At 69.0% G+C, this 25,377-nt stretch carries 23 protein-coding genes, 1 tRNA gene and 1 pseudogene; 12 read left to right on the top strand and 13 right to left on the bottom strand.

The genetic code is table 11. The features are described from left to right. Positions 1–83: 83 nt before the first annotated feature. The 3 genes from AB0D12_RS02195 (at position 84) to AB0D12_RS02205 (ending at position 2,811) form a co-directional block, all read left to right on the top strand. Positions 84–509: an OsmC family peroxiredoxin gene (locus tag AB0D12_RS02195; protein ID WP_362676140.1), complete on the top strand. Its 426-nt coding sequence runs from the start codon at positions 84–86 to the stop codon at positions 507–509. Between the two features lie 609 nt (positions 510–1,118). Further along, positions 1,119–1,292 (top strand): hypothetical protein, encoded by a 174-nt coding sequence (locus AB0D12_RS02200; protein WP_362676142.1) that lies wholly within the window; start codon positions 1,119–1,121, stop codon positions 1,290–1,292. Between the two features lie 556 nt (positions 1,293–1,848). Then, positions 1,849–2,811, top strand: a complete 963-nt coding sequence (locus tag AB0D12_RS02205; RefSeq protein ID WP_362676144.1) for an alpha/beta hydrolase — start codon at positions 1,849–1,851, stop codon at positions 2,809–2,811. 504 nt (positions 2,812–3,315) lie between these two features. On the opposite strand, the gene AB0D12_RS02210 is transcribed toward AB0D12_RS02205, so the two are convergent. Further along, positions 3,316–3,390: transfer RNA gene (locus AB0D12_RS02210), tRNA-Val, on the bottom strand. Between the two features lie 188 nt (positions 3,391–3,578). On the opposite strand from AB0D12_RS02210, the gene AB0D12_RS02215 reads away from it, so the two are divergent. From AB0D12_RS02215 to AB0D12_RS02235, 5 genes are all read left to right on the top strand, one after another. Continuing rightward, positions 3,579–4,358, top strand: coding sequence for a DUF4097 family beta strand repeat-containing protein (locus tag AB0D12_RS02215; RefSeq protein ID WP_362676146.1), 780 nt, complete (start codon positions 3,579–3,581; stop codon positions 4,356–4,358). 71 nt (positions 4,359–4,429) lie between these two features. Beyond that, positions 4,430–5,803 (top strand): hypothetical protein, encoded by a 1,374-nt coding sequence (locus tag AB0D12_RS02220; protein WP_362676148.1) that lies wholly within the window; start codon positions 4,430–4,432, stop codon positions 5,801–5,803. Positions 5,804–6,018: 215 nt separating this feature from the next. Further along, complete coding sequence (locus AB0D12_RS02225) at positions 6,019–6,600, top strand: DUF4383 domain-containing protein (protein WP_362676150.1); 582 nt, start codon at positions 6,019–6,021, stop codon at positions 6,598–6,600. Further along, a complete protein-coding gene (locus tag AB0D12_RS02230) occupies positions 6,597–7,295 on the top strand; it encodes an FCD domain-containing protein (RefSeq protein ID WP_362676152.1) in 699 nt (232 codons plus the stop codon). Before AB0D12_RS02225 ends, AB0D12_RS02230 begins: the two co-directional genes overlap by 4 nt. Positions 7,296–7,342: 47 nt before the next feature. Then, positions 7,343–7,564: a zinc ribbon domain-containing protein gene (locus AB0D12_RS02235; RefSeq protein ID WP_362676154.1), complete on the top strand. Its 222-nt coding sequence runs from the start codon at positions 7,343–7,345 to the stop codon at positions 7,562–7,564. A 115-nt stretch (positions 7,565–7,679) separates the two neighbouring features. Here AB0D12_RS02235 and AB0D12_RS02240 read toward each other — a convergent pair whose 3' ends face one another. The 3 genes from AB0D12_RS02240 to AB0D12_RS02250 are packed head-to-tail and all read right to left on the bottom strand — an operon-like array spanning position 7,680 to position 12,731. Beyond that, positions 7,680–8,507, bottom strand: coding sequence for an HAD family hydrolase (locus tag AB0D12_RS02240; protein WP_362676156.1), 828 nt, complete (start codon positions 8,505–8,507; stop codon positions 7,680–7,682). After that, the gene (locus tag AB0D12_RS02245; RefSeq protein ID WP_362676158.1) at positions 8,504–11,542 is read right to left on the bottom strand and encodes a phosphoribosyltransferase; all 3,039 of its coding nucleotides are present in this window, start codon (positions 11,540–11,542) and stop codon (positions 8,504–8,506) included. The genes AB0D12_RS02240 and AB0D12_RS02245 overlap by 4 nt, the downstream gene beginning before the upstream one ends. A gap of 25 nt (positions 11,543–11,567) precedes the next feature. Beyond that, entirely contained in the window at positions 11,568–12,731 is a 1,164-nt protein-coding gene (locus AB0D12_RS02250; RefSeq protein ID WP_362676160.1) for an HpcH/HpaI aldolase/citrate lyase family protein, read from the bottom strand. A 177-nt stretch (positions 12,732–12,908) separates the two neighbouring features. Here AB0D12_RS02250 and AB0D12_RS02255 point away from each other — a divergent pair, with 177 nt between their 5' ends. Next, positions 12,909–13,718: a TerD family protein gene (locus tag AB0D12_RS02255; protein ID WP_362676162.1), complete on the top strand. Its 810-nt coding sequence runs from the start codon at positions 12,909–12,911 to the stop codon at positions 13,716–13,718. 16 nt (positions 13,719–13,734) lie between these two features. Here AB0D12_RS02255 and AB0D12_RS02260 read toward each other — a convergent pair whose 3' ends face one another. The 6 genes from AB0D12_RS02260 to AB0D12_RS02285 form a co-directional block, all read right to left on the bottom strand. Next, positions 13,735–14,472 carry a Tellurium resistance gene (locus tag AB0D12_RS02260; RefSeq protein ID WP_362676164.1) on the bottom strand — a complete coding sequence of 246 codons (738 nt, stop codon included), beginning with the start codon at positions 14,470–14,472 and terminating at the stop codon, positions 13,735–13,737. Between the two features lie 97 nt (positions 14,473–14,569). Then, the gene (locus tag AB0D12_RS02265; protein ID WP_362676166.1) at positions 14,570–15,697 is read right to left on the bottom strand and encodes a DUF475 domain-containing protein; all 1,128 of its coding nucleotides are present in this window, start codon (positions 15,695–15,697) and stop codon (positions 14,570–14,572) included. A 69-nt stretch (positions 15,698–15,766) separates the two neighbouring features. Continuing rightward, complete coding sequence (locus AB0D12_RS02270) at positions 15,767–16,342, bottom strand: TerD family protein (protein ID WP_327323352.1); 576 nt, start codon at positions 16,340–16,342, stop codon at positions 15,767–15,769. A gap of 124 nt (positions 16,343–16,466) precedes the next feature. Then, entirely contained in the window at positions 16,467–17,042 is a 576-nt protein-coding gene (locus AB0D12_RS02275) for a TerD family protein (protein WP_362676168.1), read from the bottom strand. Positions 17,043–17,165: 123 nt separating this feature from the next. Next, a complete protein-coding gene (locus AB0D12_RS02280) occupies positions 17,166–17,624 on the bottom strand; it encodes a peroxiredoxin (protein ID WP_362676170.1) in 459 nt (152 codons plus the stop codon). 112 nt (positions 17,625–17,736) lie between these two features. Then, complete coding sequence (locus AB0D12_RS02285; RefSeq protein WP_326649708.1) at positions 17,737–18,165, bottom strand: DUF3052 domain-containing protein; 429 nt, start codon at positions 18,163–18,165, stop codon at positions 17,737–17,739. Between the two features lie 457 nt (positions 18,166–18,622). Here AB0D12_RS02285 and aceE point away from each other — a divergent pair, with 457 nt between their 5' ends. Together aceE and AB0D12_RS02295 are read left to right on the top strand one after the other, a co-directional pair. Continuing rightward, positions 18,623–21,355, top strand: a complete 2,733-nt coding sequence (aceE, locus tag AB0D12_RS02290) for a pyruvate dehydrogenase (acetyl-transferring), homodimeric type (protein WP_362676172.1) — start codon at positions 18,623–18,625, stop codon at positions 21,353–21,355. Positions 21,356–21,427: 72 nt separating this feature from the next. Further along, positions 21,428–22,321 carry a potassium channel family protein gene (locus tag AB0D12_RS02295; RefSeq protein WP_362676174.1) on the top strand — a complete coding sequence of 298 codons (894 nt, stop codon included), beginning with the start codon at positions 21,428–21,430 and terminating at the stop codon, positions 22,319–22,321. A gap of 87 nt (positions 22,322–22,408) precedes the next feature. Here AB0D12_RS02295 and AB0D12_RS02300 read toward each other — a convergent pair whose 3' ends face one another. The 3 genes and pseudogenes from AB0D12_RS02300 to AB0D12_RS02310 all read right to left on the bottom strand — a co-directional run. Further along, positions 22,409–22,717: a small hydrophobic protein gene (locus AB0D12_RS02300; protein WP_362676379.1), complete on the bottom strand. Its 309-nt coding sequence runs from the start codon at positions 22,715–22,717 to the stop codon at positions 22,409–22,411. 48 nt (positions 22,718–22,765) lie between these two features. Further along, positions 22,766–23,137, bottom strand: a complete 372-nt coding sequence (locus tag AB0D12_RS02305; protein ID WP_362676381.1) for a peptidase inhibitor family I36 protein — start codon at positions 23,135–23,137, stop codon at positions 22,766–22,768. A gap of 161 nt (positions 23,138–23,298) precedes the next feature. Beyond that, positions 23,299–23,913, bottom strand: a pseudogene (locus AB0D12_RS02310) (MFS transporter); the annotation flags it as partial. 227 nt (positions 23,914–24,140) lie between these two features. Between AB0D12_RS02310 and AB0D12_RS02315 the strand changes: the two are divergent. Continuing rightward, positions 24,141–25,352: an alpha/beta hydrolase gene (locus AB0D12_RS02315; protein WP_362676176.1), complete on the top strand. Its 1,212-nt coding sequence runs from the start codon at positions 24,141–24,143 to the stop codon at positions 25,350–25,352. Positions 25,353–25,377: the final 25 nt, after the last annotated feature.

Below are 25,377 nucleotides of genomic sequence, written 5' to 3' on the forward strand. Positions count from 1 at the left end.
CGGACCGGCGCGCCTGAAGCCCGTGCGGCCGTCGCAGGGCGGACGATCTGGGAGACGTCATCCGTACACAGGAGGGATTCATCGTGGCCACCACGCGCAACGCTCACACCGAGTGGGAAGGCGAACTACTCAAGGGCTTCGGGGAAATTACGCTCGACTCCTCGGGAGTCGGCCACTTCCCCGTGACCTGGGCTTCTCGCGCGGAGGAGCCTCATGGGAAGACCAGCCCCGAAGAGCTGATCGCCGCCGCCCACTCCAGCTGCTTCTCGATGGCTCTGGCGAACACTCTCACCAAGGCCGGAACTCCACCGACGCTGCTCACGACGAAGGCCGCGGTCACCTTCGAGCCGGGCACCGGCATCACCGGAATCCACCTCACGGTGCAGGGCCAGGTGCCGGGTATCGACGAGGCCGCCTTCAAGACGGCGGCCGAGGACGCGAAGGTCAACTGCCCGGTGAGCCAGGCCCTCACGGGCACGACGATCACGCTCACCTCCGCCCTGTCCTGACACCGCGAACGCGACACCACGCCCCCTCTCCGCTCCGGCCTGAGGGGGCATTCGTATGCGGCTCAGGCGTCGGCGGCCGCTGCGAGGATGTCCTGCCGAATCCGCTCCATCAGCTCGCCCATGTCTCGGACCTCGGGGTCGAGTTCCCCGGCGCCCTGGATGCCATGTGGCATCAACAGGGCACCACAAGGCCCCGACCATGATCGGTCGGGGCCTGTGCACTGTGGGCGCGGACGGTTTCGAACCGCCGACATCCGCTTTGTAAGCCTGGCGATGATCTCTGAGGCGTACGCCCAGCTCATCCCTCCTGCGGAGGCCCTTCACCCCGGCGCGTGCGTTGGCGCTGCGTCAGCCCCTGATTGACCGAGGCTGCCCGGTTGTTCTGGCACGGCAGTGGCACGACGATCAATCGATACGGCCCCGTACATAGGTCGGGAGAAGCCGCCAAGCCCAACAAGGAATCTCTCTGACCTGCGGCTTAGCGAGTGAAGTCTCCCGGTTCTCGGTTGGTGGATGCTGCTGGGGCGACTCGCTGGTCCCTGCGGCGGTTGTGGTTTTGCCCCCTGCCTCAAGGGCACACGACCAGTGAGACTCCGCGGAGGTACCGAGATGAGTGCCGGAGAAAGAGCCAAGGCAAAGGCCGAACAGGTCGTCGGAAAGACCGTGCGGACGGCGGCCCACGCGGTGCACAAAGAAACCCTCGCAGCAAAAGGCGCCGCTCTCGAAGCACGGGGCAAGATGCGGGGCGCGAAAGAACAGACCAAGCGTTCCTTGAAGAGCTGACGAGGTCATGACACTGGCGCAACGTGGTCGTGTGGCACCGGGCCTGGTGGTGGTCGCGGTCGATGGCGTCATCGAGACTCTCGCCGGGCTCGGGATGGCGTCCCGGCAGGGACCAAGGCGTCGGTGAGTCTGGCGTCTTCGTCACGAGGTGAACTCCTGGCCGAGACGTGTCATCCGACCACGGAAACATCCGGACCGGTCTACGGGGCCCGGACCCGGTGATGCTGCCACAAGCCCGAACAGCGGCCCCTGTCACCCCGCCCAATGGAAACAGCGTGGACGCCACCACGGCGCCCTGGGCTGACCAGTGCTTGTTATTGATCGGCTGCCCACATCATGGCGGCATCGCCGGTTGGTATTCCGAACCTCGTCGACCGGCGTTCGAAGTCGAGGGTCGCAAGGGTCGCGACTACGATGGGTGTGTCGCCCCATCGAGGGCTTGACCAGGGGCTCGGCCAGAGTTCAGGCGTGCTGCGGCGCCGAGGCCCCCAGGACGGGCATCACGCGCCCACCTCTCTTCACCATGGGCTTCTCAGTAGTGACAGGGAGCATCGTCATGACTGCTCAATCCGCCTCGATCGTCCTGGAGCGGCCGGCGCAGGAGCTGGCCGACGCGACTTCGAACCCCCCGTTCCTTTACGAGCTGAAGCCGACCGAAGCGCGCAAGGTCCTCGACGACCTGCAGGCCGCACCGGTCGACAAGCTGCCGGTCGACGAGGAGTGGATCACCGTACCGGCCTCCGTGGGCGACGTGCGGGTGCGCATCGTCAAGCCGAAGGGCGCCACCGGAACGCTGCCCGTCGTGCTGTACATGCACGGCGGCGGCTGGGTGCTGGGCAACGCCGACACCCACGACCGCCTGGTGCGGGAGCTGGCGGTCGGGGCCCGCGCGGCGGTGGCCTTCGTGGAGTACACACCGTCACCGGAGGCCCACTACCCCGTGGCCATTGAGCAGGGCTACGCCACCGCGCAGTGGATCACGCGCGAGGGGGCGTCGAAGGGACTGGACGCGCGGCGCATGGCGGTGGCCGGCGAGTCGGTCGGCGGCAACATGACCGCTGCGCTCGCCCTCATGGCCAAGGAGCGTGGTGACGTCACCTTCGTGCAGCAGTCGATGTACTACCCGGTCACGGACTCGGCCATGGACACTGCCTCCTACGACGACTTCGCCAATGGCTACTACCTCAGCCGCAAGCTGATGGAGTGGTTCTGGGACGCCTACACCACCGATCCGAAGCAGCGCGCGGAGATCACCGCCTCTCCCAACCGGGCCACCACCGAGCAGCTCACCGGCCTGCCGCCCGCCCTGCTGATCGTCGACGAGGCCGACGTGCTGCGCGACGAGGGCGAGGCGTATGCCGCCAAGATGCGCGGCGCCGGCGTTCCGGTCACCACGGTGCGCTACGACGGCACGGTGCACGACTTCATGATGCTCAACTCGCTCAGCCAGTCCAAGGCCACCCGAGCAGCCGTCGACCAGGCCGTCTCGCTCATGCGCGACGCCCTCGGAGCCGCCTAAGGGCTGTCGCTGCTCTTCGTGCTCGCATCGGCCTCCGCGATTGGCAAAGCTCGTAAGGCCAGTGGTGGACGGCTGGCGCGTTCTTTCTTCCCTCCCTCGGTCTGGTTGTGCTGCTTGGTGGCGTGGAGAGGCGGAACACGTCGCTCTTTTGGCTGGGGATCCTGTTCGCAGTGGCCGGCTTCGGCGCGGAGGCCATGGCCTACTGGAGAGCTCCTGGTGCTTCTGGTGCCTTTGCCGTCTTCTGGGGGCCACTCGGGTGCCTGGCAGGCATGGGATAGGGCCGTTCCCATGCGGCTGGGCGGCGGGTGGCGGCTGGGCCGGCAATGATCCTCGTTCGCTGACGGAGCCCGGGTCGGGCAGCGAGCGCAGCGAGCACTTGATGCGGACTCCATCTGGCACGTAAGTGGCACGACGCCCCTCCCCCGCCGAGAAGGTGTCGGGAACGAACAAGGCCCAGGCTTCCGGTTCGATACCGGTGACCTGGGCCTTTGTCGCGCTTCCAGCTGGTGGGCGCGGACGGGTTCGAACCGCCGACATCTGCTTTGTAAGAGCAGCGCTCTACCCCTGAGCTACGCACCCGTGGATGAAGGAACAGCGTACATGGCAGACGGGGGCGCCCTGCAAACCCGTTCCCGCCACGGCGCCCGACCGCCGCCAAGTACGGGGGCTACCCCCACCCCGAGACGGTGGTCGCCCGGATCGTTCCGCCGTTTGCGGGGGCATAGTTTGGGGGCACATCGGCAGAACTACCTGGGGGAACGATCACCGTGGCCGCACTGCGCACCCACACCCACGCCCGCACACTCCTCGCCGCCTGCGGCGCCGTCGTCGCCGCGGTCGCTCTCAGCGGGTGCGGGAGCGTCGATGCCGGAGCAGCGCCCGTCGAGAGCCGTTCCTTCCCCCTCACCGGGAAGACGCTGACCATCGACTCCGACAACTCCGAGATCAAGCTGGTGCCGGCCGATGTGAAAGACGTGCAGGTGACCCGGCAGGTCGACGGGTGGGTGTTCCTGGGGGACGGGCCCGAGGCCTCCTGGGAGATGAAGGACGGGACGCTGACCCTCCGCGTCAAGTGCGATGCGGTCTCCAGCAACTGCGAGTCGCGGCACACCGTGAAGGTCCCGCGCAGCGTCGCCGTCACCGTCGAGGACGACAACGGCAGCGTGACCGCCGACGGATTCCACACCGCGCTGAAGCTCCGCTCCGGCAATGGCAAGGTGACCGTACGGGACTCCAGCGGGCCCCTCGAGCTGAACAGCGACAACGGCGAGATCGTCACCGAAACCGTCACCGCCAAGACCGTGACCGCCCGGTCGGACAACGGGTCCATTCAGCTCGGGCTCACCGCCGTGCCGGACCGGATCGAGAGCGTCAGCGACAACGGCGAGGTCGTCATCGAGCTGCCGCGCGCCGGAGCCCCGTACGCCGTCACCGCCACGAGCGCCAACGGCGATGTGAACGTCGACGTGCCGACCGCCAGCGGCAGCGCGCATGCGGTCGAGGCACGCAGCGACAACGGTGAAGTCACTGTGCGAAGCGCGAACTAACCAACCCGTGTGTTCGTCCTTACCTGGTGGGAGAATGAACCGGGCAGGGCGATTCGGCACGGGAGAGGGATGTGACGGCGACACACGCACAGCCGCACGCAAGAGCGAAAGCGAGTGCGAGAGCCGTCCGCGACGTCCTTGCGCTGATGCTGCTGCCGTTGCCGTTGGTCGTTGCGGCGCTGCCGGGTGCGTTCGCCGGCGGGGGTACGCGGCGCTGGTTCGGCGGGCGCGGCGAGAGCCAGCGGGCCGACGCACAGGCCGCGAAGGACGCCGCCGCCGCTGCCTTCGTCGAACTGGACACCGCTCAGCGCGATCTCCGTATCTCGATAGAGACAATCACGGCGGTGGACAGTTCGCCGGGCGCCCGCCGGGCCGTGGACGACTTCGCCGCGCTCGGGCAGCGGATCGACGAGGTGAGCCTTGCGTACATCACCGCCGTCGACGCCCATGATCTCGACCGTGACGATCTGGAAGCCTCGGTGGCTTCACAGGCGCGCGGTGAGCTGAACCGGGCCAAGGACGATCTCGTACGGGTCAAGGGCGAGCTCGACCGGTTCGCGCAGGGGCTCGGGCCGCTGCTCGACAAGGCCGAGACACAGCTCGCCCGGCTGGCGCCCGCCGTGGAGCGGGCGCGACAGGCGCTCCTTTCCGCGAGCAATGCTCTCGATTCGGCGCGGAGCTCCGGTCTGCGAGCGGATGATCTCGCCGCCCGGCTCGCCGCACTCGGCCCCGAGCTGACCATGCTCAACCAGGGCGCAGGCCGGCACGGCGTGGCCGAGACCCTGCAGCGCGCCGACCGGGTGCTGCGTGACGCCGAAGCCGTACGGGCCGAGGCGGACCGGCTGCCCGAGCGTGCCGCCGAGACCGACAAGCGCCTGGTGTCGCTCCGTACCCGCGCGCAGGCTCTCAGCAACCGCGCCGGATCCGTCGAGCCGGTCCTGAGTGAGCTGCGGCGCCGCTTCTCCGCCGCCTGCTGGCAGGATCTGCAGCCCGTCCCCGAGCAGGCGGCGATCAGCGTCCGTCAGGCCGAGGAGAAGCTCAAGGAAGCGGGCAAGGCACGCGACGAGCAGCGGTGGGCGGATGCGACGGCCCTGCTCAGCACGGTGCGTGCGCTGCTGAACGCCACCGATGAGGCCGTGTCGGCGGCAGGTGACCGGCTGCAGCGGCTCAACGCAGTGGCGAAGGACCCGCAGCAGGAGATCGAGCGCACGCGGTTCGCGATCCGGGACGCGCAGCGCCTCGCCATGGCCGGGCGGAGCATCCCGGACCCCCGTCACGCACAGCCGCTGGACGACTCGGTGGGGCGGCTGGAGCGGGCCGTCACCGGGCTCGAGGGACGCCACCCCGACTACTGGCACTTTCTGACGGAGACCGAGGCGGTACGGCGCACGGTCGCCCGCGTGGTCGAGCAGATCCGCGAGGACCGGGGCGCGGGCGGGACCTGAGGGCCCGGGGCCACGGTCTGACGGCGCGTGGCCCGAGGATCGAGGCGTGGTCCGTGGTCCGTGGTCCGTGACCCCCGTGGGCCCCGAAAGTCTGAGGCCCCGGTCACGCCCACCTCAGGCCCACCCCAGCCGGATCCCCTTGCGCCTGGCTTGTACGGGCCCGTGCGCGGGCGGATCCTGGGGTGTGTACGCGTACCTCCAAAGGAGGCCCGGACATGGCCACACACGTACTGCATCACAAAACCCGCCGCACCAGGCTGGACGAGCATCTGCCCGTCGACCACCGGCTCAGCCAGTTCTACCGTGTAGGTGCCGGTCTGATGGGACTGTTTCTGCTCGCCTTCGGGATCCTCGGGCTGATCGACAAGATCGGCTTCTTCGACACCGGTGGGAACACGGTCGCGGGCCTGAACACCAACGGAGCACTGAGCGTGCTGTCCATCTGTGTCGGACTGCTGCTCTTCGTCGGGATGATCATCGGCGGCAACTTCGCCTCGACCCTGAACATGGTCCTCGGTATCGCCTTCATCCTCAGCGGCTTCGCGAACCTCGCCCTGCTCGACTCGAGCTTCAACCCCCTCAATTTCCACATCCAGAACGTGCTGTTCAGCTTTGTGGTGGGCGTGATGCTGATGTTCTTCGGGATGTACGGGCGGGTCAGCGCGACCCTTCCGCACGACAACCCGTACTGGAGGACCCGCCATCCCGAGCAGGCCGCGCAGGAACAGCGCAGCCTCCAGCGGGCCGCCACCCGGGATCCGGCACTTGACCAGGCCAAGCAGCACGAAAGCGGATGAGCCGCAAAGTCGACGTCGCCCGCGCAGGGCCTGGGGTGCAGAAGGCCGCGGTGGAGGGGCTCGCCCGCCGGGTCGTCGGCGGGGCCTACGCCGAGGGCGACACCCTCGATCAGTCCGCGCTGATGGCCGAGCTGCACGTCAGCCAGACCGTGCTCCGTGAGGCGATCGAGGTGCTGACCGGCAAGGGGCTGCTCGACGTCCGGCAGAAGCGCGACACGCGCGTACGCCCCCCGGACGACTGGAACCTCCTCGACACCGACGTACTGCGCTGGAAGCTCGCCGCCGACGTGCCCAGCGACTTCTTCGCCGACCTGCTGGAGCTGCGCCGCTCCATCGAACCGGCGGCGGCCTCGCTCGCCGCCGTGCACCGGACCGACGAGGACCTCGCGGCGCTCGACGCCGCCCTGGCCGCGATGAAAGCGGGCTGGGAGGATGCGGTCCTCGCCGTGCGGGCCGACGCCTCCTTCCACACGGCCCTGCTGGCCGCCTCGCACAATCGGTTCTTCGCGCAGCTGCGCCGGGTGATCATCCCGGTGCTGATCGAGCGCGACCGGCGGGTACAGCTGGCCGGGACGGCCGAGGATCCGGTCGCCGTGCACGCCGCGGTCGTCGATCACATACGGAACGGGGACGTCGACGGCGCCTACATGGCCACGCTGGAGCTGCTCGACATGGCCATGCGCCAGCATCCGTAGCCGTCCCGGCAAGGAGGAACCCGCCCGGCTGCCGCTAGCCTGGGGCAATGCCTCGTTACGAATACCGCTGCCGGACCTGCGGCGACACCTTTGAAGTCAACCGCCCGATGGCCCAGTCCTCCGATCCGGCGAGCTGCCCGGACGGTCATGAGGACACGGTCAAGCTGCTCTCGGCGGTCGCCGTGGGCGGTACGAAGTCCGCGCCGGCGGCCGCGTCCAACGGCGGGGGTGGCGGCGGGGGTTGCTGCGGAGGCGGCTGCTGCGGCTGACCCTCACCGGGCTCGGCCCCCGAACTCGGACCGCCCGGCTCGGAGCGCCTGACACGGCCCACCAGGCTCGGACCGCGCAGCTCGGACCGCCCGGCTCGGCCCGCCGCATCGCCCGCTAGCCGAGCCTCCGCAGGAAGCGGCGCAGGATCTCCTCACCCGCCGCCACGCCCTTCTCCGCGAGTACGTCGGTGTTCGGGGCGGTCCAGCCGCTGTCGGCCAGCTCGCCGTGGCCGGGCCGCCAGGCGTGGTCCGCGGCGAGGAGCAGATCGGCGTCGAGGAGGGAGTCGCCGGCCGCGAGGATCCGCTCCGACCCGGTGCGGCGCGCCACTTCGCGCACCGCCGCGCTCTTGGTGAGCGGCTGCGGCACGGCGTAGATCTTGCGGCCCTGGAGCGAGACGGTCCAGCCGCGACCCTCGGCCCACTCGGCAAGCTCCTTCACCCAGCCCTCGGGCAGCAGCGTGCGCTCGACGACGAGATAGGCGAAGAGGTCCTCGGCGATCCGCTCCTTGAGCAGCCAGGCAGGGTCGGCGGCGGCGATGAGATGGGCGCGGACCTCGGCGAGCGAGGCGCACTCGTCGGCGAGCGTGGCCGCCACCTGCCGCTGCCAGTCCCGGTCGGAGACGCCGTCGACGAGGAGGTGCCCGCCGTTGGCGCAGATCGCGAACTCCGGTGCGGGCCCGGGGAGATGGATGCGGTGGTACTGCTCGCGGGTGCGGGTGGTGGTCGGTACGAAGACGCTGTCGGCGGCGAGCTGGGTCAACAGACCGGCGGCGGTCTCGGTGAGATACGACAGCGGCTTGCTCTCGTACACCTCGACGCAGAGGAGTCGGGGTGCGTCCGCGTCCGGCATGGGGAGCTGGAGGGCGGCGGCGGAGTAGATCAGGGTGCGGTCGAGATCGCTCGCGACGAGGGTGCTCGCTGCGGTGGTCTCCGGGGTGCTCACAGGGCCGACACCGCCTTGCCGTCCGCGCCGGTCGCTCCGCGGGTGTACTGCGGGTGGATCAACCCCACACATGTGTACGGGAGTTCGTCCACCTCCTCGACCGGTACGCCGCGCTGCTCGGCGAGCAGCCGCACATGGAGGAGGTCGGCGCCCGCGCCGCGCTTGGCGAGGATCTTCCAGGGGACGCGGCGCAGCAGGACGCGGGTCGTCTCGCCGACACCCGGCTTGACCAGGTTCACATCGTGGATGCCGTACTCCTCACTGATCCGTTCGACGGCGGCCCAGCCCTCCCAGGTGGGCGCGCGGTCGGCCGACAGCAGCTCCTTGACCTCGGCGTCGACGGCGTCCACGACCTCATCGAAGCGGGCGGCGACGGTGTCCAGGAAGTGTTCCGAGACATCGCCGTCGGCGAGCTCCCGGTAGAACTTCGCGCCGTGGAAGTCGTGCGGGCCGACGAGGTCGGCGCGCAGGACCGTACGCGATATCAGGCCGGAGACGGTGGAGTTGAGGCAGGCGGAGGGAATGAGGAAGTCCTCGCGGGTGCCGTAGGTGCGGACGCAGCCGCCGGGGTCGGCGAGGACCGCGATCTCCGGATTGAAGCCCTCGCCCCCCTGAATCTCCTTGTCGGCCTTGAGGGCATCGGCCAGTTCGCGGGTGATCGCACCCTTGCCGGTCCAGCCGTCGACGAAGACGACGTCGGCCGGGTCGTGGTGCTCCTTGAGCCAGCGCAGGGCGTTGGTGTCGATACCGCGGCCACGCACGATGGAGACGGCGTAGTGCGGGAGGTCCAGGCCGTGCCGCCGCTGGGCCCAGCGGCGCATCAGTACGCCTACGGGGGTGCCGGCGCGGGCCAGCGAGACGAGCACAGGGCGCGGTGAGCGCTCGGCGAGGACGGTCTCGGTGACAGTGCCGACGGCGCGGGCGATACGGGCCGCGGAGGTCTCCAGCGCGGCCTTGAAGAGCTCCTGGTACTGGGCGCTGGGCTGGTACTCGACGGGCAGCGACTCGGCGTAGTGCGCGCCGCCGCTCTGTATCGCCTCCTCGCGCTCCTCCGTCGGGGCCTCCAGCTCGGCGTCCGAGAGGTCCTGGAGAAGCCAGCCGACGTCTTCGGGGGCGTACGAGGAGAAGGCGGGGCCGCGGAGGGGCTCGGGCAGCATGAAGGCCCTTTCGGGTACGTCGGGTACGTCAGGTACGTCGGACACATAGGGGACGTACGAGGGGACGACGGCCAGCACGACGTGCGGAGCATGCTCGGCGAGCCGGGCCAACAGGCCGTCGGGGGCGTGCAGTTGGGGCGTGTCGGCGGCCGAGTCGACGACTGCGACAACAGCGTCGAAGCCGGCGCCTGCGACGTTGTAGGCGTACCGCTCGCCGGGGCCGTCGGCGGGGTCGTCGTGGGCGGGAAAGACAAGGCGGCTGCGTATGGCATAGCCGGGATCGTCGACGGCGAGGACGGGCGAGCGGGTGGTGGTGGAGTACCGAACGTCGGCGTCGAGCACCTGCTCAAGGGCGGTGCCGAGCCGGAGGGGCGCGTACATCAACTCCTCGAACCCGAGGACGAGTACGCGTGGCCGGGCCTCAGCGACGTCGTCCGACTCTGCGGCCGGGCGCGCGCCGTTTGCAGGGTGGGACGCGTCCGCAGCCAGGCGGGCGCCGTTTGCAGGGTGGGACGCGTCCGCGGCAAGGCGCGCGCCGTTTGCGGGCGTGCCGGAGGCGACCGGGCGCCCGTCCGCGCGAGCCGCGTCGCCCGAGTGGCTCGCGCCGCCCGCGGGGCGAGCCTGATCGGCCGCGCGTACCGCGTCCGCGGCAGGGCTCGCGCCGTTTGCCGCTCCGGCAGCGTCCGCGACAAGACTCTCGCCGCCCGCCGCCCCCGCCGCGTCCGCCGTGGCCACGGCGTGACCGCCGGTCGCGTCCGCCGCGTCCGCTGTCGCGCCGCCGGCGGGGCGGCTCGGAGCCGCGCCCTGTCGGGCGGCCCGGACACCGAGCGCCTCGGCCAGGCGCGCGGCCATGCCCGGCAGGGCGGCCTCCAGTCGCTCGCGGTGGTCCGGCGTGAAGCCGTGCCGCCCGCCGTCGGGCACGCCCGCCGGCCAGTCCAGCTCCACGCGCACCGCGGCGTGCGCCGCCGACTGCCCGGCCGCTTCCGGCGCGCCCGCGCCGAGACCGTCACCGTCAGGCACACGCTGACCACTCTCCGCGCAGGACACCATCACGTCGGGGCGCGAACCCGCACCCGCCTCCGTGCCGCGCGGCGGCACGTCGTCGCGCACCTCGGGGAGGCTCGTCCCAGCCACCTCCGAGACGCCCCGGACCACGCGGCCCGCCACGGAGTCGCCACCCGTCTCGTACTCCGCCACCAGGGCCCGTCCCTTCTCCAGGACGCCCTCCGGCAGCTTCACCGTCCCCGAAGCCAGTGCCACCAGATCGACCCGCGCGCCGATCTCCTCCGCGAAATCCGTCAAACGACTCCGGTCCCGCTCCGAACGCATGTCGACCAGCGCCACGATCACATACCGGTCCCGCGGATACCGCTCGTGCAGGTCGCGGATCGTGTTCAGCACGGTGTTGCCCGTCGAGAACTCGTCGTCCACCAGGACCAGCGGGCCCTCACCCGCCAGCAGCCGTGGGTTCTCCGGCAGCAGGAGGTGGGAGGTCGCGTGGGAGTGGGACTCCTCGAAGCCGCCCGCCCTCGGCACGCCCTCGACCGGGCGGCGCGTGGAGTGCAGATACGGTGCCAGGCCCAGGCCGTCCGCCACCGAGTGGCCCAGGCCCGTCGCCGTCTCCGCGTAGCCCAGGACCACCGCGCGGGCCGCCTCGGTGTCGCCGAGCAGATCGCGCACCCGACGCCCGAGCCCGTGTCCCGCGCCGTACACCACCGCCGGCGACTGCGGCACATGCTTGCCCAGCACGTTCGACACCAGCAGATGCGCCCGCTTGGGATTGCGGCGCAGGGCCAGTCCCAACAGGCCGCTCAGCGTCTCGTCTCCCACGAGACCGACGCCCAGCCGCTCAGCGACCCACGTTCCCGACCACACCACGCTTACAGTCTCTTCCCTCGTCATGTCAGCCGGAGAGCCCGGCCGTGAGCAGCTCCACGAAGCCGACCTCTTCCTTGGCCACGCCGAAGACCTCGGCACGCAGCAGCGTGCGCTCGGCCCAGGCCCGGTGGGGCTTCACTTCGTTCATCTTGTTCGTGTACGCGGAACGCATCACGCCTCCGCCGTCCCGCTCCGGCTGCACGATGTCCTGCGCGTCGCTGAACTCCTCGTGACTGACCACGGACAGTGCGTGCACGGGCAGCACATGCGAGGGGTGGATGCAGGTCTTGCCCTGCAGGCCGTTGGCCCGGTCCAGCTCGATCTCACGGAGCAGGCCGTCCAGGTCGTGCTCGATGAGCGTGGCGCGCAGTTCCTCCGCCCGTCCCTCCATGAAGGGGCTTCGGCGCAACTGAGGCTTGAACATGCGCTCCTGGAGCCGGAAGTACTCCCACACCGGCCCGGTCACCGTGAAGCCGGTGCCGTCCGCCCGTCCCAGGACGTTCACGACGTCGGCGATGACCGCGGCGACGATCTGGACGTCGTACGCGGTCATATCGGGCGACCGGCGCAGCCCGTAGGCCGAGCAGAAGTCCGTGACGCCGAGTCGCAGCGCCAGGACCCGCTCGCGGTACTTGTCCACGGTGCGGGCGATCCCGGCGAGTGTCTCGGTGCGGGTTTCGAGGTGGAGCAGGCTGGGAGATTCCAGTACGGGCATGGCAAAGAGCCGCTGTCCGCTCGCTGATTCCGCAGAAGCGAGCGCCTCCAGGAACGGAACGCCCCGCTCTTCCGTGAACTTCGGTAGTACAAATCCGGTCAGTCTCCGGACCGAGGGGCCGAGCCGGTGCACCAGATCCGGAATCTGGCCGGGTTCGCGGACCCGAATGAAGAGCAACGGCAGCTCCACGTCACGCGCGTCGAGGTCGGCGAACTGCCGGACGAGGTTCTCCTCGGCCTCCGCGACTTCCGCGTCGTCGATGGAATCCTCCAGGCAGAGGACCATGGAGACGACTCCGCGGCCGATCTGCTTGAGCACGTCGTCGGCGAGCTTCGGACGGGTGGCGGGACTGTAGAGCGTGGCGCCGAGCGCGGTGGCGAGCAAGCGGGCGGGTGAGGCTGCCGTGAATTCACACGGCTCCTGATGGAAGAGACTGTCCCTGACAGCAGGCGAAAGATGCCCGAAGTGACGCATTTGTTTCCCCCGTACTGCCTTGGCGGCCCAACTGACGTGGCCGGTAATAGTACGTACGACTGTGTGTCAAGAGTTCCCCAAGTCCATGAATTCCAGGTAACCCGCTTGCACCATGCCCATGTCCTGGCCGGAGAACAAGGGGCCCCGCGTTGTCCGCACGGCCACCGGGAAGGCAGGATGACGGCTATGACGCACGCGATGCTGAAGGGTTCGAACGTCCCTCTCGATGCCATGGCCGTACGGGCCGTGCTGCGATGGACCCCGGGCGCCGGGGTCCCCGATGTGGACGCCTCGGCCCTGTTGCTCGGCCAGGACGGCCGTGTGCGCTCCGACGAGGACTTCGTCTTCTACAACCAGCCGCGCCATCCTTCGGGCCTGGTGCGGCGGCTGCCCAAGAAGCGCATCGCCGAGTGGCTGACCGACACCGTCGAGGCGGATCTCGCGGCCCTCGACCCGTCGGTCGACCAGGTGGTGCTCGCCGCCTCCTCGGACGGCGACACCTTCCAGCATGTACGGGATCTGCGAATACTGCTCTACGACGCCGCCCTGGCCGACAGCGACCCGCTGGCCGTCTTCGATGTGAAGCCGGAGACCGGCGAGGAGACCGCGATCATCTGCGGTGAGCTCTACCGGCGCGGGGACGGCTGGAAGTTCCGCGCGGTCGCGCAGGGCTATCCGACCGGGCTGGTCGGCCTGGCCACGGCGTTCGGCATCTCGGTGGACGAGGCGGAGGCGGCGGCCGAGCCGTCCGCGCAGCCCGAGCCGCAGCCGCCGGCCCAGCCATCCGTACAGCCGGCGTCCACGCCCCCGGCCCAGCCCGCGTACGGCTACCCGCAGCCCGCCACGACCCAGCCCGCGTACGGCTACCCACAGCCCGCCACGACCCAGCCTGCTTACGGCTACCCACAGCCCGCCGCCGCGGCCGCGCACGCTCCTGACCCGAACTTCCGGCTGCCGCCGATGGGCCCGCAGTTCATCCGCTCCTGAGCCGCGGGCAGCCGCCTCAGACCCGGTTCTTGTAACCACGGCCCCACTGCAGGCCCCACCCGTACAGCCGGTCGAGCTCCGCCTGGAATCCGTACACGAACTTCACCTCACGGCGCACGATCAGCTCGCCCTTGACGTTCTCCATGGAGAACACCGCACAGGAACGGGCCTCTGGCGCGCGCTCGTCGAGTTCTATCTCGACCCGCGGGCCGTTGCTCGGGTAGAGCGTCACATGCGCGTGCGTACGGTCGAAGGCCGGCGTCTGGTCGTAGATGTAGGCGAAGAACAGCAGCCGCTTGATCGACTCGCGGTGGTCGAGATTGACGTAGAGCGTCTCACCCGAGGGAGAGCCGAACCGGTCGTCGCCGCTGAGCTTCACATAGGGCGGCTCGTTGATGCTGCCGAAGAAGCTGCCCAGCGGCTGCACCACGCCCTTGCTGCCGTCCGTCAGTTCGTACAGACAGCCGAGGTCGAGGTCCACGTTGACCACGCCCTGGGTGTGCGCCTGGACCACATCGGGCTGGAAGAGCTTGAAAGGGTGGCGCAGCAGTCTGCCGCTCTGCTTGGACCTGCCCTCGATATCGGATGTGCGCATCCGCCAGGAGAGGTTGACGCGCAGATTGCCGGTGGCCGCGCCCTGCTTGGTGAGCGAGACCGTCGGGTGCCGTTTGGTCAGCTCGATGGAATTCGTCGCGGCACTGCCCGAGTCGAACTGCGGTGACCGCCCCCGCCACAGGCTGTCCCAAAAGGCCATACCCCACCCCCACACGCATCGATGAACCCCGCGGGGCGGCGCCGAGGCCGGTGCCTCGGAGCCGCCCCGCTCAGAGCGTTCCTCAATCCTTGCCGGGTCACACCCCGGCAGGAGCGTCCTGTGGTTCGATTCCCTGCGCGGCGAGCGCCCTGTTGCGGCGCACCGAGGACCAGAACGACCAGGCGATCAGTACGACGCCGACCAGACCGGTGATGATCTCGTTGATCTGGTACTGGATGGTGACGAGCAGAATCACGGCGAGCGCGCCGATCGCGTAGTGCGCGCCGTGCTCCAGGTAGACGTAGTCGTCGAGGGTTCCCTGGCGGACCAGGTAGACCGTGAGCGAACGGACGTACATGGCGCCGATACCGAGGCCGAGCGCCATCAGCACGATGTCGTTGGTGATGGCGAAGGCGCCGATGACACCGTCGAACGAGAAGGACGCGTCCAGGACCTCGAGGTAGAGGAACATGAAGAACGCGGCCTTGCCCGCCATCACGACGGCCGAGACCGGCTTGCCGGCCTTCTTGGCCTCTTCCTCGGCCTCGTGCTCGCGCTCTTCTTCCTCCTCGAGCCTGTTCTCGAAGAAGCCGGAGAGCCCGCCGACGACCAGATACGTGATCAGACCGGCGATACCGGAGACCAGCACCGTCTGGGCCTTGTCCGCGTGCCCGGCGTGCTGGTGGGCGTTGACCGCGAAGGTCATCGAGCTGATCAGCAGCACGATCAGGGCGATGCAGACCGACAGCATGTCGACCTTGCCGAGCTTGGCCAGCGGCCGCTCCAGCCAGGCCAGCCACTTGATGTCACGATCCTCGAAGATGAAGTCGAGGAAGATCATCAGCAGGAACATACCGCCGAAGGCCGCGATCGACGGGTGCGCGTCGGTAACCAACTGCTCATAGCGTTCAGGCTGGTTGAACGCCAGGTCCACGGCCTCTACCGGGCCCAGCTTGGCGCTGAGGGCAACGATGACGACAGGGAAGACCAGTCGCATACCGAACACGGCGATGAGCACGCCGACCGTGAGGAAGATCTTCTGCCAGAAGGCACTCATCTTCTTCAGGATTCCGGCGTTGACCACCGCATTGTCGAAGGACAGCGAGATCTCGAGGATGGACAGGATCAGGACGACCCCGAACGCGGTCCACCCGCCGTAGAGCACCGCTGCGACCAGGCCGAGCGCGGTGACCGCGAACGACCAGCCGAAGGTTTTCAGAACCACTGGTACCCAATCGTGTAGTACGGGTCGCCCCCGCACCAAGTCCGGGTTTCCCCATTCCAGTGCGCGGCTTTACGAAACGTTGACCCCGAAGTCTAGAGCGATGCCTCGGAGCCCCGACGCGTACCCCTGCCCCACTGCACGGAACTTCCACTCGCCGCCGTAGCGGTAGAGCTCGCCGAAGATCATCGCGGTCTCGGTCGAGGCGTCCTCGCTCAGGTCGTAGCGGGCGAGCTCCTGGCCGTCCGCCTGATTGGCCACCCGGATGAAGGCGTTGCTGACCTGCCCGAACGTCTGGCCGCGGTTGTCGGCCTCATGGATGGAGACCGGGAAGACGATCTTGTCGACATGGTCCGGCACCTTGGAGAGGTCCACCAGCAGCGACTCGTCGTCACCTTCGCCCTCGCCCGTGAGGTTGTCGCCGGTGTGCTCGACGGAGCCGTCGGGGCTCTTGAGGTTGTTGTAGAAGACAAACCACTCGTCGCCGAGTACCCGGCCGGACTGGCAGAGCAGTGCGCTGGCATCGAGGTCGAAGGGCGCTCCGGTGGTGGAGCGCGCGTCCCAGCCGAGCCCTACCAGCACCTGCGTGAGGTTCGGTGCGGCCTTGGAGAGGGAGACATTGCCTCCCTTGGCGAGCGTGACGCCCATGATCGTGGGTCCTCCCCTGGATGACGTGTTGCGAGGTTCTGCGGGTATCGAGGTTCTGCGGGTGTTCAGGCACGTCCGGCGCCGCACGGAGATGTGCGGCGCCGGAAGCGGAGATGCTGCTGGCTCAGACGTTCACACCGAAGTCCTGCGCGATACCGCGCAGGCCGGAGGCGTACCCCTGGCCGATGGCACGGAACTTCCACTCCGCGCCGTTGCGGTAGAGCTCGCCGAAGACCATCGCGGTCTCGGTCGAGGCGTCCTCGCTCAGGTCGTAGCGGGCCAGTTCGTTGTTGTCGGCCTGGTTGACGACGCGGATGAACGCGTTGCGCACCTGGCCGAAGGACTGCTGGCGGCTCTCGGCCTCGTAGATCGAGACCGGGAACACGATCTTGTCGACGTCGGCGGGCACCGAGGCGAGATTGACCTTGATCTGCTCGTCGTCTCCCTCGCCCTCACCCGTGAGGTTGTCACCGGTGTGCTCGACAGAGCCTTCGGGGCTCTTGAGGTTGTTGAAGAAGACGAAGTTGCCGTCGTTGGCGACCTTGCCCTCGGCGTTGGTCAGCAGGGCGCTGGCGTCGAGGTCGAAGTCGGTGCCGGTGGTGCTGCGTGCGTCCCAGCCCAGGCCCACGGTGACCGCGGTCAGGTTGGGCGCGGCCTTGGTCAGCGAGACGTTGCCGCCCTTGCTGAGGCTGACTCCCACGAGTCCCTCCATTTGTTTTCAGGGGCAGCGCCCCCGTAGTGCGTTGGTATCGGATCAACGAATGGATCCTAGTGACCGGTTCCCGCGCAAAACACCCTTTGGCGCGGGAGGTCGCCCGATGAATCAGAGGGTGTCCAGCGCCTTGATGTACTCGTTCGGATCGCGGGCGTCCGGCAGGCCGTTCACGACGGTCCAGCGGACCACGCCCTCCTTGTCGATGATGAAGGTTCCGCGCACGGAGCACCCCTTGTCCTCGTCGAAGACGCCGTACGCACGCGAGGTGTCGCCGTGCGGCCAGAAGTCCGAGAGCAGCGGGTACTCGAGGCCCTCCTGCTCGGCGAAGACGCGCAGCGTGTGGATCGAGTCATTGGAGACCGCGAGCAGCTGGGTGTCGTCGTTGACGAACGAGGGCAGTTCGTCACGGAGCGCGCAGAGCTCGCCCGTGCACACGCCGGTGAATGCGAAGGGATAGAAGAGGAGCACCACGCTCTTCTCGCCGCGGAAGTCGGCGAGCCGCACGGTCCGGCCGTGGTTGTCCTTCAGCTCGAAATCCGGGGCCTTGGTGCCGACCTCGATCGCCATGACGGTGCTTCCCTTCGCTGGGCCGAGCCGGGGTGGTCCGTTCGGGTGGTGTCCACCCTACGCAGAGGCCCCCGCCGACAGGTGTCGACGGGGGCCTTCGGGCGTTGGGCGCTCAGCGCTTGGACTTGGGTGCGCTCAGCCGGGTGCCCGACCAGTCCTTGCCCGCGTTGATGCTCTTGGTCTGGGAGAGACCGGAGGTCTGCGCGGCTTCGTTGATGTCGCTCGGCTCGATGTAACCGTCCCTGCCGGTCTTCGGCGTAAGCAACCAGATGTCGCCGCCCTCGTCGAGCAGGCCGATGGCGTCCACCAGCGCGTCCGTAAGGTCGCCGTCGTCGTCACGGAACCAGAGCACGACGACGTCTGCGACGTCCTCGTAGTCCTCATCGACGAGTTCCTGGCCGATTACAGCCTCGATGCCCTCACGGAGTTCCTGCTCGACGTCATCGTCGTAGCCGATCTCCTGGACCACCTGTCCGGGCTCGAACCCCAGCCTGACGGCCGGGTTGGTCCGCTCCTCCGCGTGGTCCGCGGTCGCGCTCACGGCTTGCCTCCTGATCATGTTTGGAAAATGCTGCAGCCCCGCGCGTGCGCGTGGCGTTGGCCGTAGTCCACACGGGCGGGACCGATCGCGCAAGTACCCGGCCGTCCAGACCGCCGAAACGGTGACGTTTGGGGCCGTCTCGACGCAACTCCAGGCACGCTCGGGCCCCTCTCATTGTGCTTGCCCCACCATTCGACCATCTTTACGGCTTTTCCTCGCTTCGGTGCGTCCAACGGAGCCGAACAGCCGAACCAAACGCACTGACGGCTTGGGCGTAAGGTTGCGATTTGCCCGAACCCGGAACCGCGGTTCGGGCCGGATGTCTCCGAGAACACGGGTTACCCCTCGGTAGAGATGACGTTTGCCCCGCCGCGGTACACGATGGAGCGGTGCGACAACGCGCAGACATCCCGTACGTCCCGTAGAGGCAGTGCCCCCCGAACAGCGAAGGAATAGCGTGGCTTCCGGATCCGATCGCAATCCGATCATCATTGGCGGCCTTCCCAGTCAGGTCCCGGACTTCGATCCTGAAGAGACCCAGGAGTGGCTGGACTCCCTCGACGCCGCCGTCGACGAGCGGGGCCGGGAGCGCGCCCGCTACCTGATGCTCCGCCTGATCGAGCGTGCCCGCGAGAGGCGCGTGGCCGTGCCCGAGATGCGCAGCACGGACTACGTCAACACCATCGCCACCAAGGACGAGCCGTTCTTCCCCGGCAACGAGGAGATCGAGCGCAAGATCCTCAACGCGACCCGCTGGAACGCCGCGGTGATGGTCTCCCGCGCGCAGCGCCCGGGCATCGGCGTCGGCGGGCACATCGCCACATTCGCCTCCTCCGCGTCCCTCTACGACGTCGGCTTCAACCACTTCTTCCGCGGCAAGGACGAGGGCGACGGCGGCGACCAGATCTTCTTCCAGGGCCACGCGTCGCCCGGCATCTACGCCCGCGCGTTTCTGCTGGACCGGCTCAACGAGACCCAGCTCGACGCCTTCCGCCAGGAGAAGTCCAAGTTCCCGAACGGCCTGTCCAGCTACCCGCACCCGCGGCTGATGCCGGGCTTCTGGGAGTTCCCGACCGTCTCGATGGGCCTCGGCCCGCTCGGCGCGATCTACCAGGCGCGGATGAACCGCTACATGGAGGCGCGCGGTATCGCGGACACCTCCAAGTCACACGTGTGGGCGTTCCTCGGCGACGGCGAGATGGACGAGCCCGAGTCGCTCGGCCAGCTCTCCATCGCGGCCCGTGAGGGCCTGGACAACCTGACCTTCGTCGTCAACTGCAACCTGCAGCGCCTCGACGGCCCGGTACGTGGCAACGGCAAGATCATCCAGGAGCTGGAGTCCCAGTTCCGCGGCGCCGGCTGGAACGTCATCAAGCTGGTCTGGGACCGCTCCTGGGACCCGCTGCTCGCGCAGGACCGCGACGGCATCCTGGTGAACAAGCTGAACACCACGCCGGACGGCCAGTTCCAGACGTACGCCACCGAGACCGGCGCGTACATCCGTGAGCACTTCTTCGGCAGCGACCAGCGGCTGCGCAAGATGGTCGAGGGCATGACCGACGAGCGGATCCTGCACCTGGGACGCGGCGGTCACGACCACAAGAAGGTCTACGCGGCGTACACGGCGGCCAAGGAGCACAAGGGCCAGCCGACGGTGATCCTCGCGCAGACGATCAAGGGCTGGACGCTGGGTCCGAACTTCGAGGGCCGCAACGCGACCCACCAGATGAAGAAGCTGACGGTCGACGACCTCAAGCGCTTCCGCGACCGGCTGCACCTCCCGATCACGGACAAGCAGCTGGAGAGCGGCGCACCGCCGTACTACCACCCGGGCCGGAACTCCGAAGAGATCCAGTACATGCACGACCACCGCAAGGCGTGCGGCGGCTATGTGCCGACCCGTGTGGTGCGCGCCAAGCCGCTGGCCCTCCCGGAGGACAAGACCTACGCCGCCGCCAAGAAGGGCTCGGGACAGCAGTCGATCGCCACGACCATGGCGTTCGTCCGCATTCTGAAGGACCTGATGCGGGACAAGGAGATCGGCAAGCGTTTCGTGCTGATCGCCCCCGACGAGTACCGCACATTCGGCATGGACGCGTTCTTCCCGAGCGCCAAGATCTACAACCCGCTGGGCCAGCAGTACGAAGCGGTGGACCGCGAGCTGCTGCTCGCCTACAAGGAGTCGCCGACCGGCCAGATGCTGCACGACGGCATCTCCGAGGCCGGCTGCACTGCATCGCTTATCGCCGCCGGTTCGGCGTACGCCACGCACGGCGAGCCGCTGATCCCGGTCTATGTCTTCTACTCGATGTTCGGTTTCCAGCGGACCGGCGACCAGTTCTGGCAGATGGCCGACCAGCTCGCGCGCGGCTTTGTGCTGGGTGCGACCGCGGGACGTACGACTCTGACCGGTGAGGGTCTGCAGCACGCCGACGGCCACTCCCAGCTGCTCGCCTCCACCAACCCGGGCTGTGTCGCGTACGACCCGGCCTTCGGCTACGAGATCGCGCACATCGTCAAGGACGGTCTGCGCCGGATGTACGGCCCGGACAGCGAGGACGTCTTCTACTACCTCACCGTCTACAACGAGCCGATCCAGCACCCGGCGGAGCCCGCCGATGTCGACGTCGACGGCATCCTCAAGGGCATCCACCGCTTCAAGGCGGGCGAGGCCGGTGCGATCCCCGCGCAGATCATGGCATCCGGTGTGGCCGTGCCGTGGGCGGTCGAGGCTCAGCGGATCCTCGCCGAGGAGTGGAACGTCAAGGCCGACGTCTGGTCGGCGACGTCCTGGAACGAGCTGCGCCGTGAGGCCGTCGACGCGGAGCGTCACAATCTGCTCCACCCGGAGGAGGAGCAGCGCGTCCCGTACGTCACGCAGAAGCTGCAGGGCTCCGAGGGCCCGTTCGTGGCGGTCTCGGACTGGATGCGCTCGGTCCCTGACCAGATCTCGCGCTGGGTGCCCGGCACGTACCAGTCGCTGGGCGCGGACGGCTTCGGCTTCGCGGACACGCGTGGTGCGGCCCGTCGGTTCTTCCACATCGACGCGCAGTCGATCGTGCTCGCGGTGCTCACCGAGCTCGCGCGGGACGGCAAGGTCGACCGCTCGGTGCTGAAGCAGGCCGTGGACCGTTACCAGCTGCTGGATGTGGCGGCGGCGGACCCGGGCGCGGCCGGCGGCGACGCGTAAGCACATGGCTGGGTGAAGGGCGGCGGGACCCTTGGGGCTCCGCCGCCCTTCGGCTTGCCTACGATGCCTGGCATGAAGCAGCGAACAGCGCAGGTCCGGTGGGAAGAGCGCATGCAGACCCCTCTGCTGGCGCTGGCCCTGGCGTTCGCCGTCGCCTATGCCATACCGATCGTGACGCCCGACGCGAAGAGCTGGGTGCACACGGTCTGCATGGTCACCGAGTGGGTGGTGTGGGGCTCCTTCGCCGTCGACTATCTCGTACGCCTGACGCTGGCGCCCGGCAAGATGCTGTTCGTACGCAGCCATCCGCTGGATCTGATCGCGGTGCTGCTGCCGCTGGTGCAGCCACTGCGGCTGCTACGGGTCGTCTCCACGCTGCTGCTGGTGGGCCGGCGGGCCAGGATGGCGCCGCAGATCACGCTGACGACGTATGTCGGTGGCGCGGTGGTGGGGCTGATGATGTTCGGCTCGCTGGCCGTGCTCCATGTGGAGCGGGACGCGCCGAACGGGAACATCAAGACGCTGGGCGACGCGGTGTGGTGGTCGTTTACGACGATGACGACGGTCGGGTACGGCGATCACGCGCCGACGACGGGTCTGGGGCGGGTGCTCGCGGTCGGACTGATGCTCGCGGGGATCGCCCTGCTCGGTGTCGTCACCGCCAATATCGCGGCGTGGTTCATCTCCCGCTTCGAGCGGGACGACGCGGAGGAGCGCCGGCAGACGGCGCTGCTCGAAGCGCTGACCGCGGAGGTCAGGCAGCTGCGGGCGGAGATCGGGCGACTGTCGCGCGCGGCGGAGCCTGTTCCCGACGTGCTGCCGGTCGCGGGGGAGCCCGTTCCCGGCGTGCTGCCCGGCGCAGCGGAACCCAGTCCCGACGTGCTGCCGGGCGCGGCAGAGCCCGTTCCCGGCGTGCTGCCGGTGCAGGAGGGCGTTGGTGCCGCGCCCGGCAAGTCGGCGATCTGAGCGGTCACTTCGGCGTTCCGGTTTTTCCGGCCGCCCGGGTGCAGGTCGTCCCGAGGCCGGGGCCGTCCGGCTGCCCCGGGGCAGCCGTCAGAACATGCCGTTGCCCATGGCTGACGCTCCTGCCAGCCAGACGATCGCCAGCACGGTGTCAATGGCACCGAGCACGACGCCGACCAGTGCCGGAACCGGCTGTGCGCCGTTCCAGCTGCGTCCCATGCCGAGCCAGCCGCAGACGATCGCGATCGGGCCGAGGATGATCCCCAGCACGAAGAATCCCGCGATCGCGCAGATCAGCCCGATGATTCCGAGTACCGCGCGGTCCGGCCCGCTCCGCGACCACGTCCGGCCGCGTGAGCGAGGGTGCTTGCGCGTGGTGTGTCCGAAGCCCGCCATCATCACTCCCTGAGGTTGTCGAATCGGGGCCCGGACTGCGGGTACCCCGGTTCAGCGCTCCCAGACCTTGAAGGCCCTGATCCGATACGGAGATTGGGGCAACCAGGTGCCGCCGCCCGGATAGGTCTCGAACTCGCCCGTCTCCTCGCACTCGGCCGACTGGTACGTGGTGACGGGCCGCCCGGTCCGGTTGGCCAGCGCCTCTGCCGAGGTGCCGGGCGGCAGCGGGACACAGCTCTCGATATCGGTGCCCGAGAGCTCATGGACCTGTCGTACGCCCTTGAAGTTCCCCTTCTCCCAGAGGCAGAGCTGGCCCGCCGCACACTCCCCGAGGCGTGGCGGCGTGGCGGCGACAGTGGCCGCTGCCGTCTGCGGCGCCAGTACTGCTGCGGCCAGGAATCCGGCCGTGACGATCTTGCGCATATCGGTCAACCCCCGTGTTGTACGGATCACTTGACCGCACCCTGACCTGCGCTCGGCCCGTGGGGGAAGAGGGGCCCGAGCAGATCACCCGGATAGGCGACAGCCCCGCCGGGCGGGCCCGGCGGGGCTGTCGTACGCACGCGGTTGACGCGCGCTCGCCGTCAGATGTGGGCCGCGCCCGCACCCGCCTCGGCGTTCGCGCCGCGCTTGGTCAGCAGCGCGACGAAGACCGCGACGACCGCCACACCTGCGGCGACCAGGCAGGCCAGGCCCATGCCGGAGATAAAGGTGTCGTGCGCGACGCCGACGATCTTCTCGGCGATGGCGGGCGGGGTCCCGGGCGCCACCGGCGGCACACCCACCTGAACGGCTTCCGATGCCTGGTCCAACTGGGCCGGGGTGAGCGGTGGGAGTTTGGCGTCGGCCCAGTTGCCTGCCAGGTCGTTGTCGACCTTGGAGGCCATGACCGCGCCGAGCACAGCCGTACCGAGGCTGCCGCCGATCTGCATGGCGGCCTGCTGCAGACCGCCCGCGACACCGGAGAGCTCCATCGGGGCGTTGCCGACGATGACTTCGGTCGCGCCGACCATGACCGGCGCGAGACCGAGGCCGAGCAGGGCGAACCAGACCGACATCGGCAGGCTGCCGGTGTCGGTCGACAGGGTCGACATACCGAACATGGCGACCGCCGTGAGCACCATGCCGCCGGCCAGCGGGATACCCGGGCCCGACCTGGTGATCAGAGCGCCCGCCAGCGGCGAGCCGACGATCATCATGCGATCCGAGGGCTCACGGAGGCGTATCTGGACCACCTCGGGCCCGCGCTCGCCGAGAACTGGCGTAAGTAGCGTAAGCAGCACGTAAAGGCGGACCGCGAAAGCGCACCGGAGCGTACGCCCCAGGCGCACGGAATGTGATGGCCTTCCCCTCTTTCCGCGCGGAACGCGTGATCTCCCTCACGGTCTTCGCGAGGCCCCTCGCGCGTCTCCTAGGGTGTCCCGCAGTGACTTCCTTCGACTCCTCCCCCACCTTGACCGCATGGCGCACTCTGCTCGCCCTCGCGGTCGTGTTCATGATGCTGGCGACCAGCGGCTGGACCGCGGTACGACATCAGAGCGGCCCCCGTGACGCCCTCAAGGCCGAGCTGGCCGGCTGGGGAAAGGCCCGGATCGGAGCGCGTGAGCTGCCCGGCACCGACGCGCCGCCGCAGCGGCTGGCCGCTTTCTTCGCCTCGCTCGGACCACTCCAGCGGACCCGGCTCGCCGACCAGTACCCGCTCGTGATCGGCAATCTCAACGGCGCCCCGGTGACCCTGCGCTACCACGCCAACCGGAAGGCCCTCGCGCGTTCGCTCAAGTTGGAACGCAAGCGGGTGAACGACCCGAACCTCACCGCGGACGGCCACCACGACGCGGTCCGCCGTATGAACCGCTTCGAAGCGCTCATGAGCGCCGACCGGCAGATCCTCGCCTTCGATCCGTCAGGCCCCGGCAAGGTCGCCGAGGTCCTCGGCGACCTCGACCGCGCCCAGCGTGTCTCCGTGATCGTCCCCGGCGTCGACACCAATCTGCTCACCTTCCAGCGGTCCACCCGCAAGTACACCGCGCCCGTCGGCATGGCGCAGTCGCTGTACGCCGCCGAGCGGGCCGCCTCGCCCCGTACCCGTACCGCCGTCATCGCCTGGGCCGACTACACCGCGCCCGTCGGTGTCGGCATGGACTCGGCCATCGGCCGGCTCGCCCAGATCGGCGCCGTGCGGCTCACCGCGCTCACCTCCGCGCTGCCCGGCGACGCCAAGGTCGCGCTGTTCTGCCACAGCTACGGCTCCGTGGTGTGCGGTGTCGCCGCGCGTCGGCTGCCCGAGCGGGTGGGCGACATAGCGGTGGCCGGCAGCCCCGGAATGCGGGCCGAGAACGTGGCGGGTCTTCGCTCGCGGGCCCGGGTGTGGGCCATGCGGGACAGCGACGACTGGATCCAGGGCGTACCGCACCTGGAGGTCGGCGGGCTGGGCCACGGCGAGGACCCGGTGACGCCGGCGTTCGGGGCGCGAGTGCTGTCGGCGGCCGGCGCGATCGGACACGGCGGCTATTTCGAGCCGGGAACCGAGAGCGTCAGCAACTTCGCCGAGATAGGCGTCGGTTCGTTCCACAGCGTGACCTGCGCGAGCAACAACGACACCTGCCGCAGCGGTATTTACGGCGAGGAAGCGGCCTGACGCGCGTAGAACTCGGTGGACCGGG

This window comes from Streptomyces sp. NPDC048479 (assembly GCF_040651435.1).
Lineage (GTDB): Bacteria > Actinomycetota > Actinomycetes > Streptomycetales > Streptomycetaceae > Streptomyces.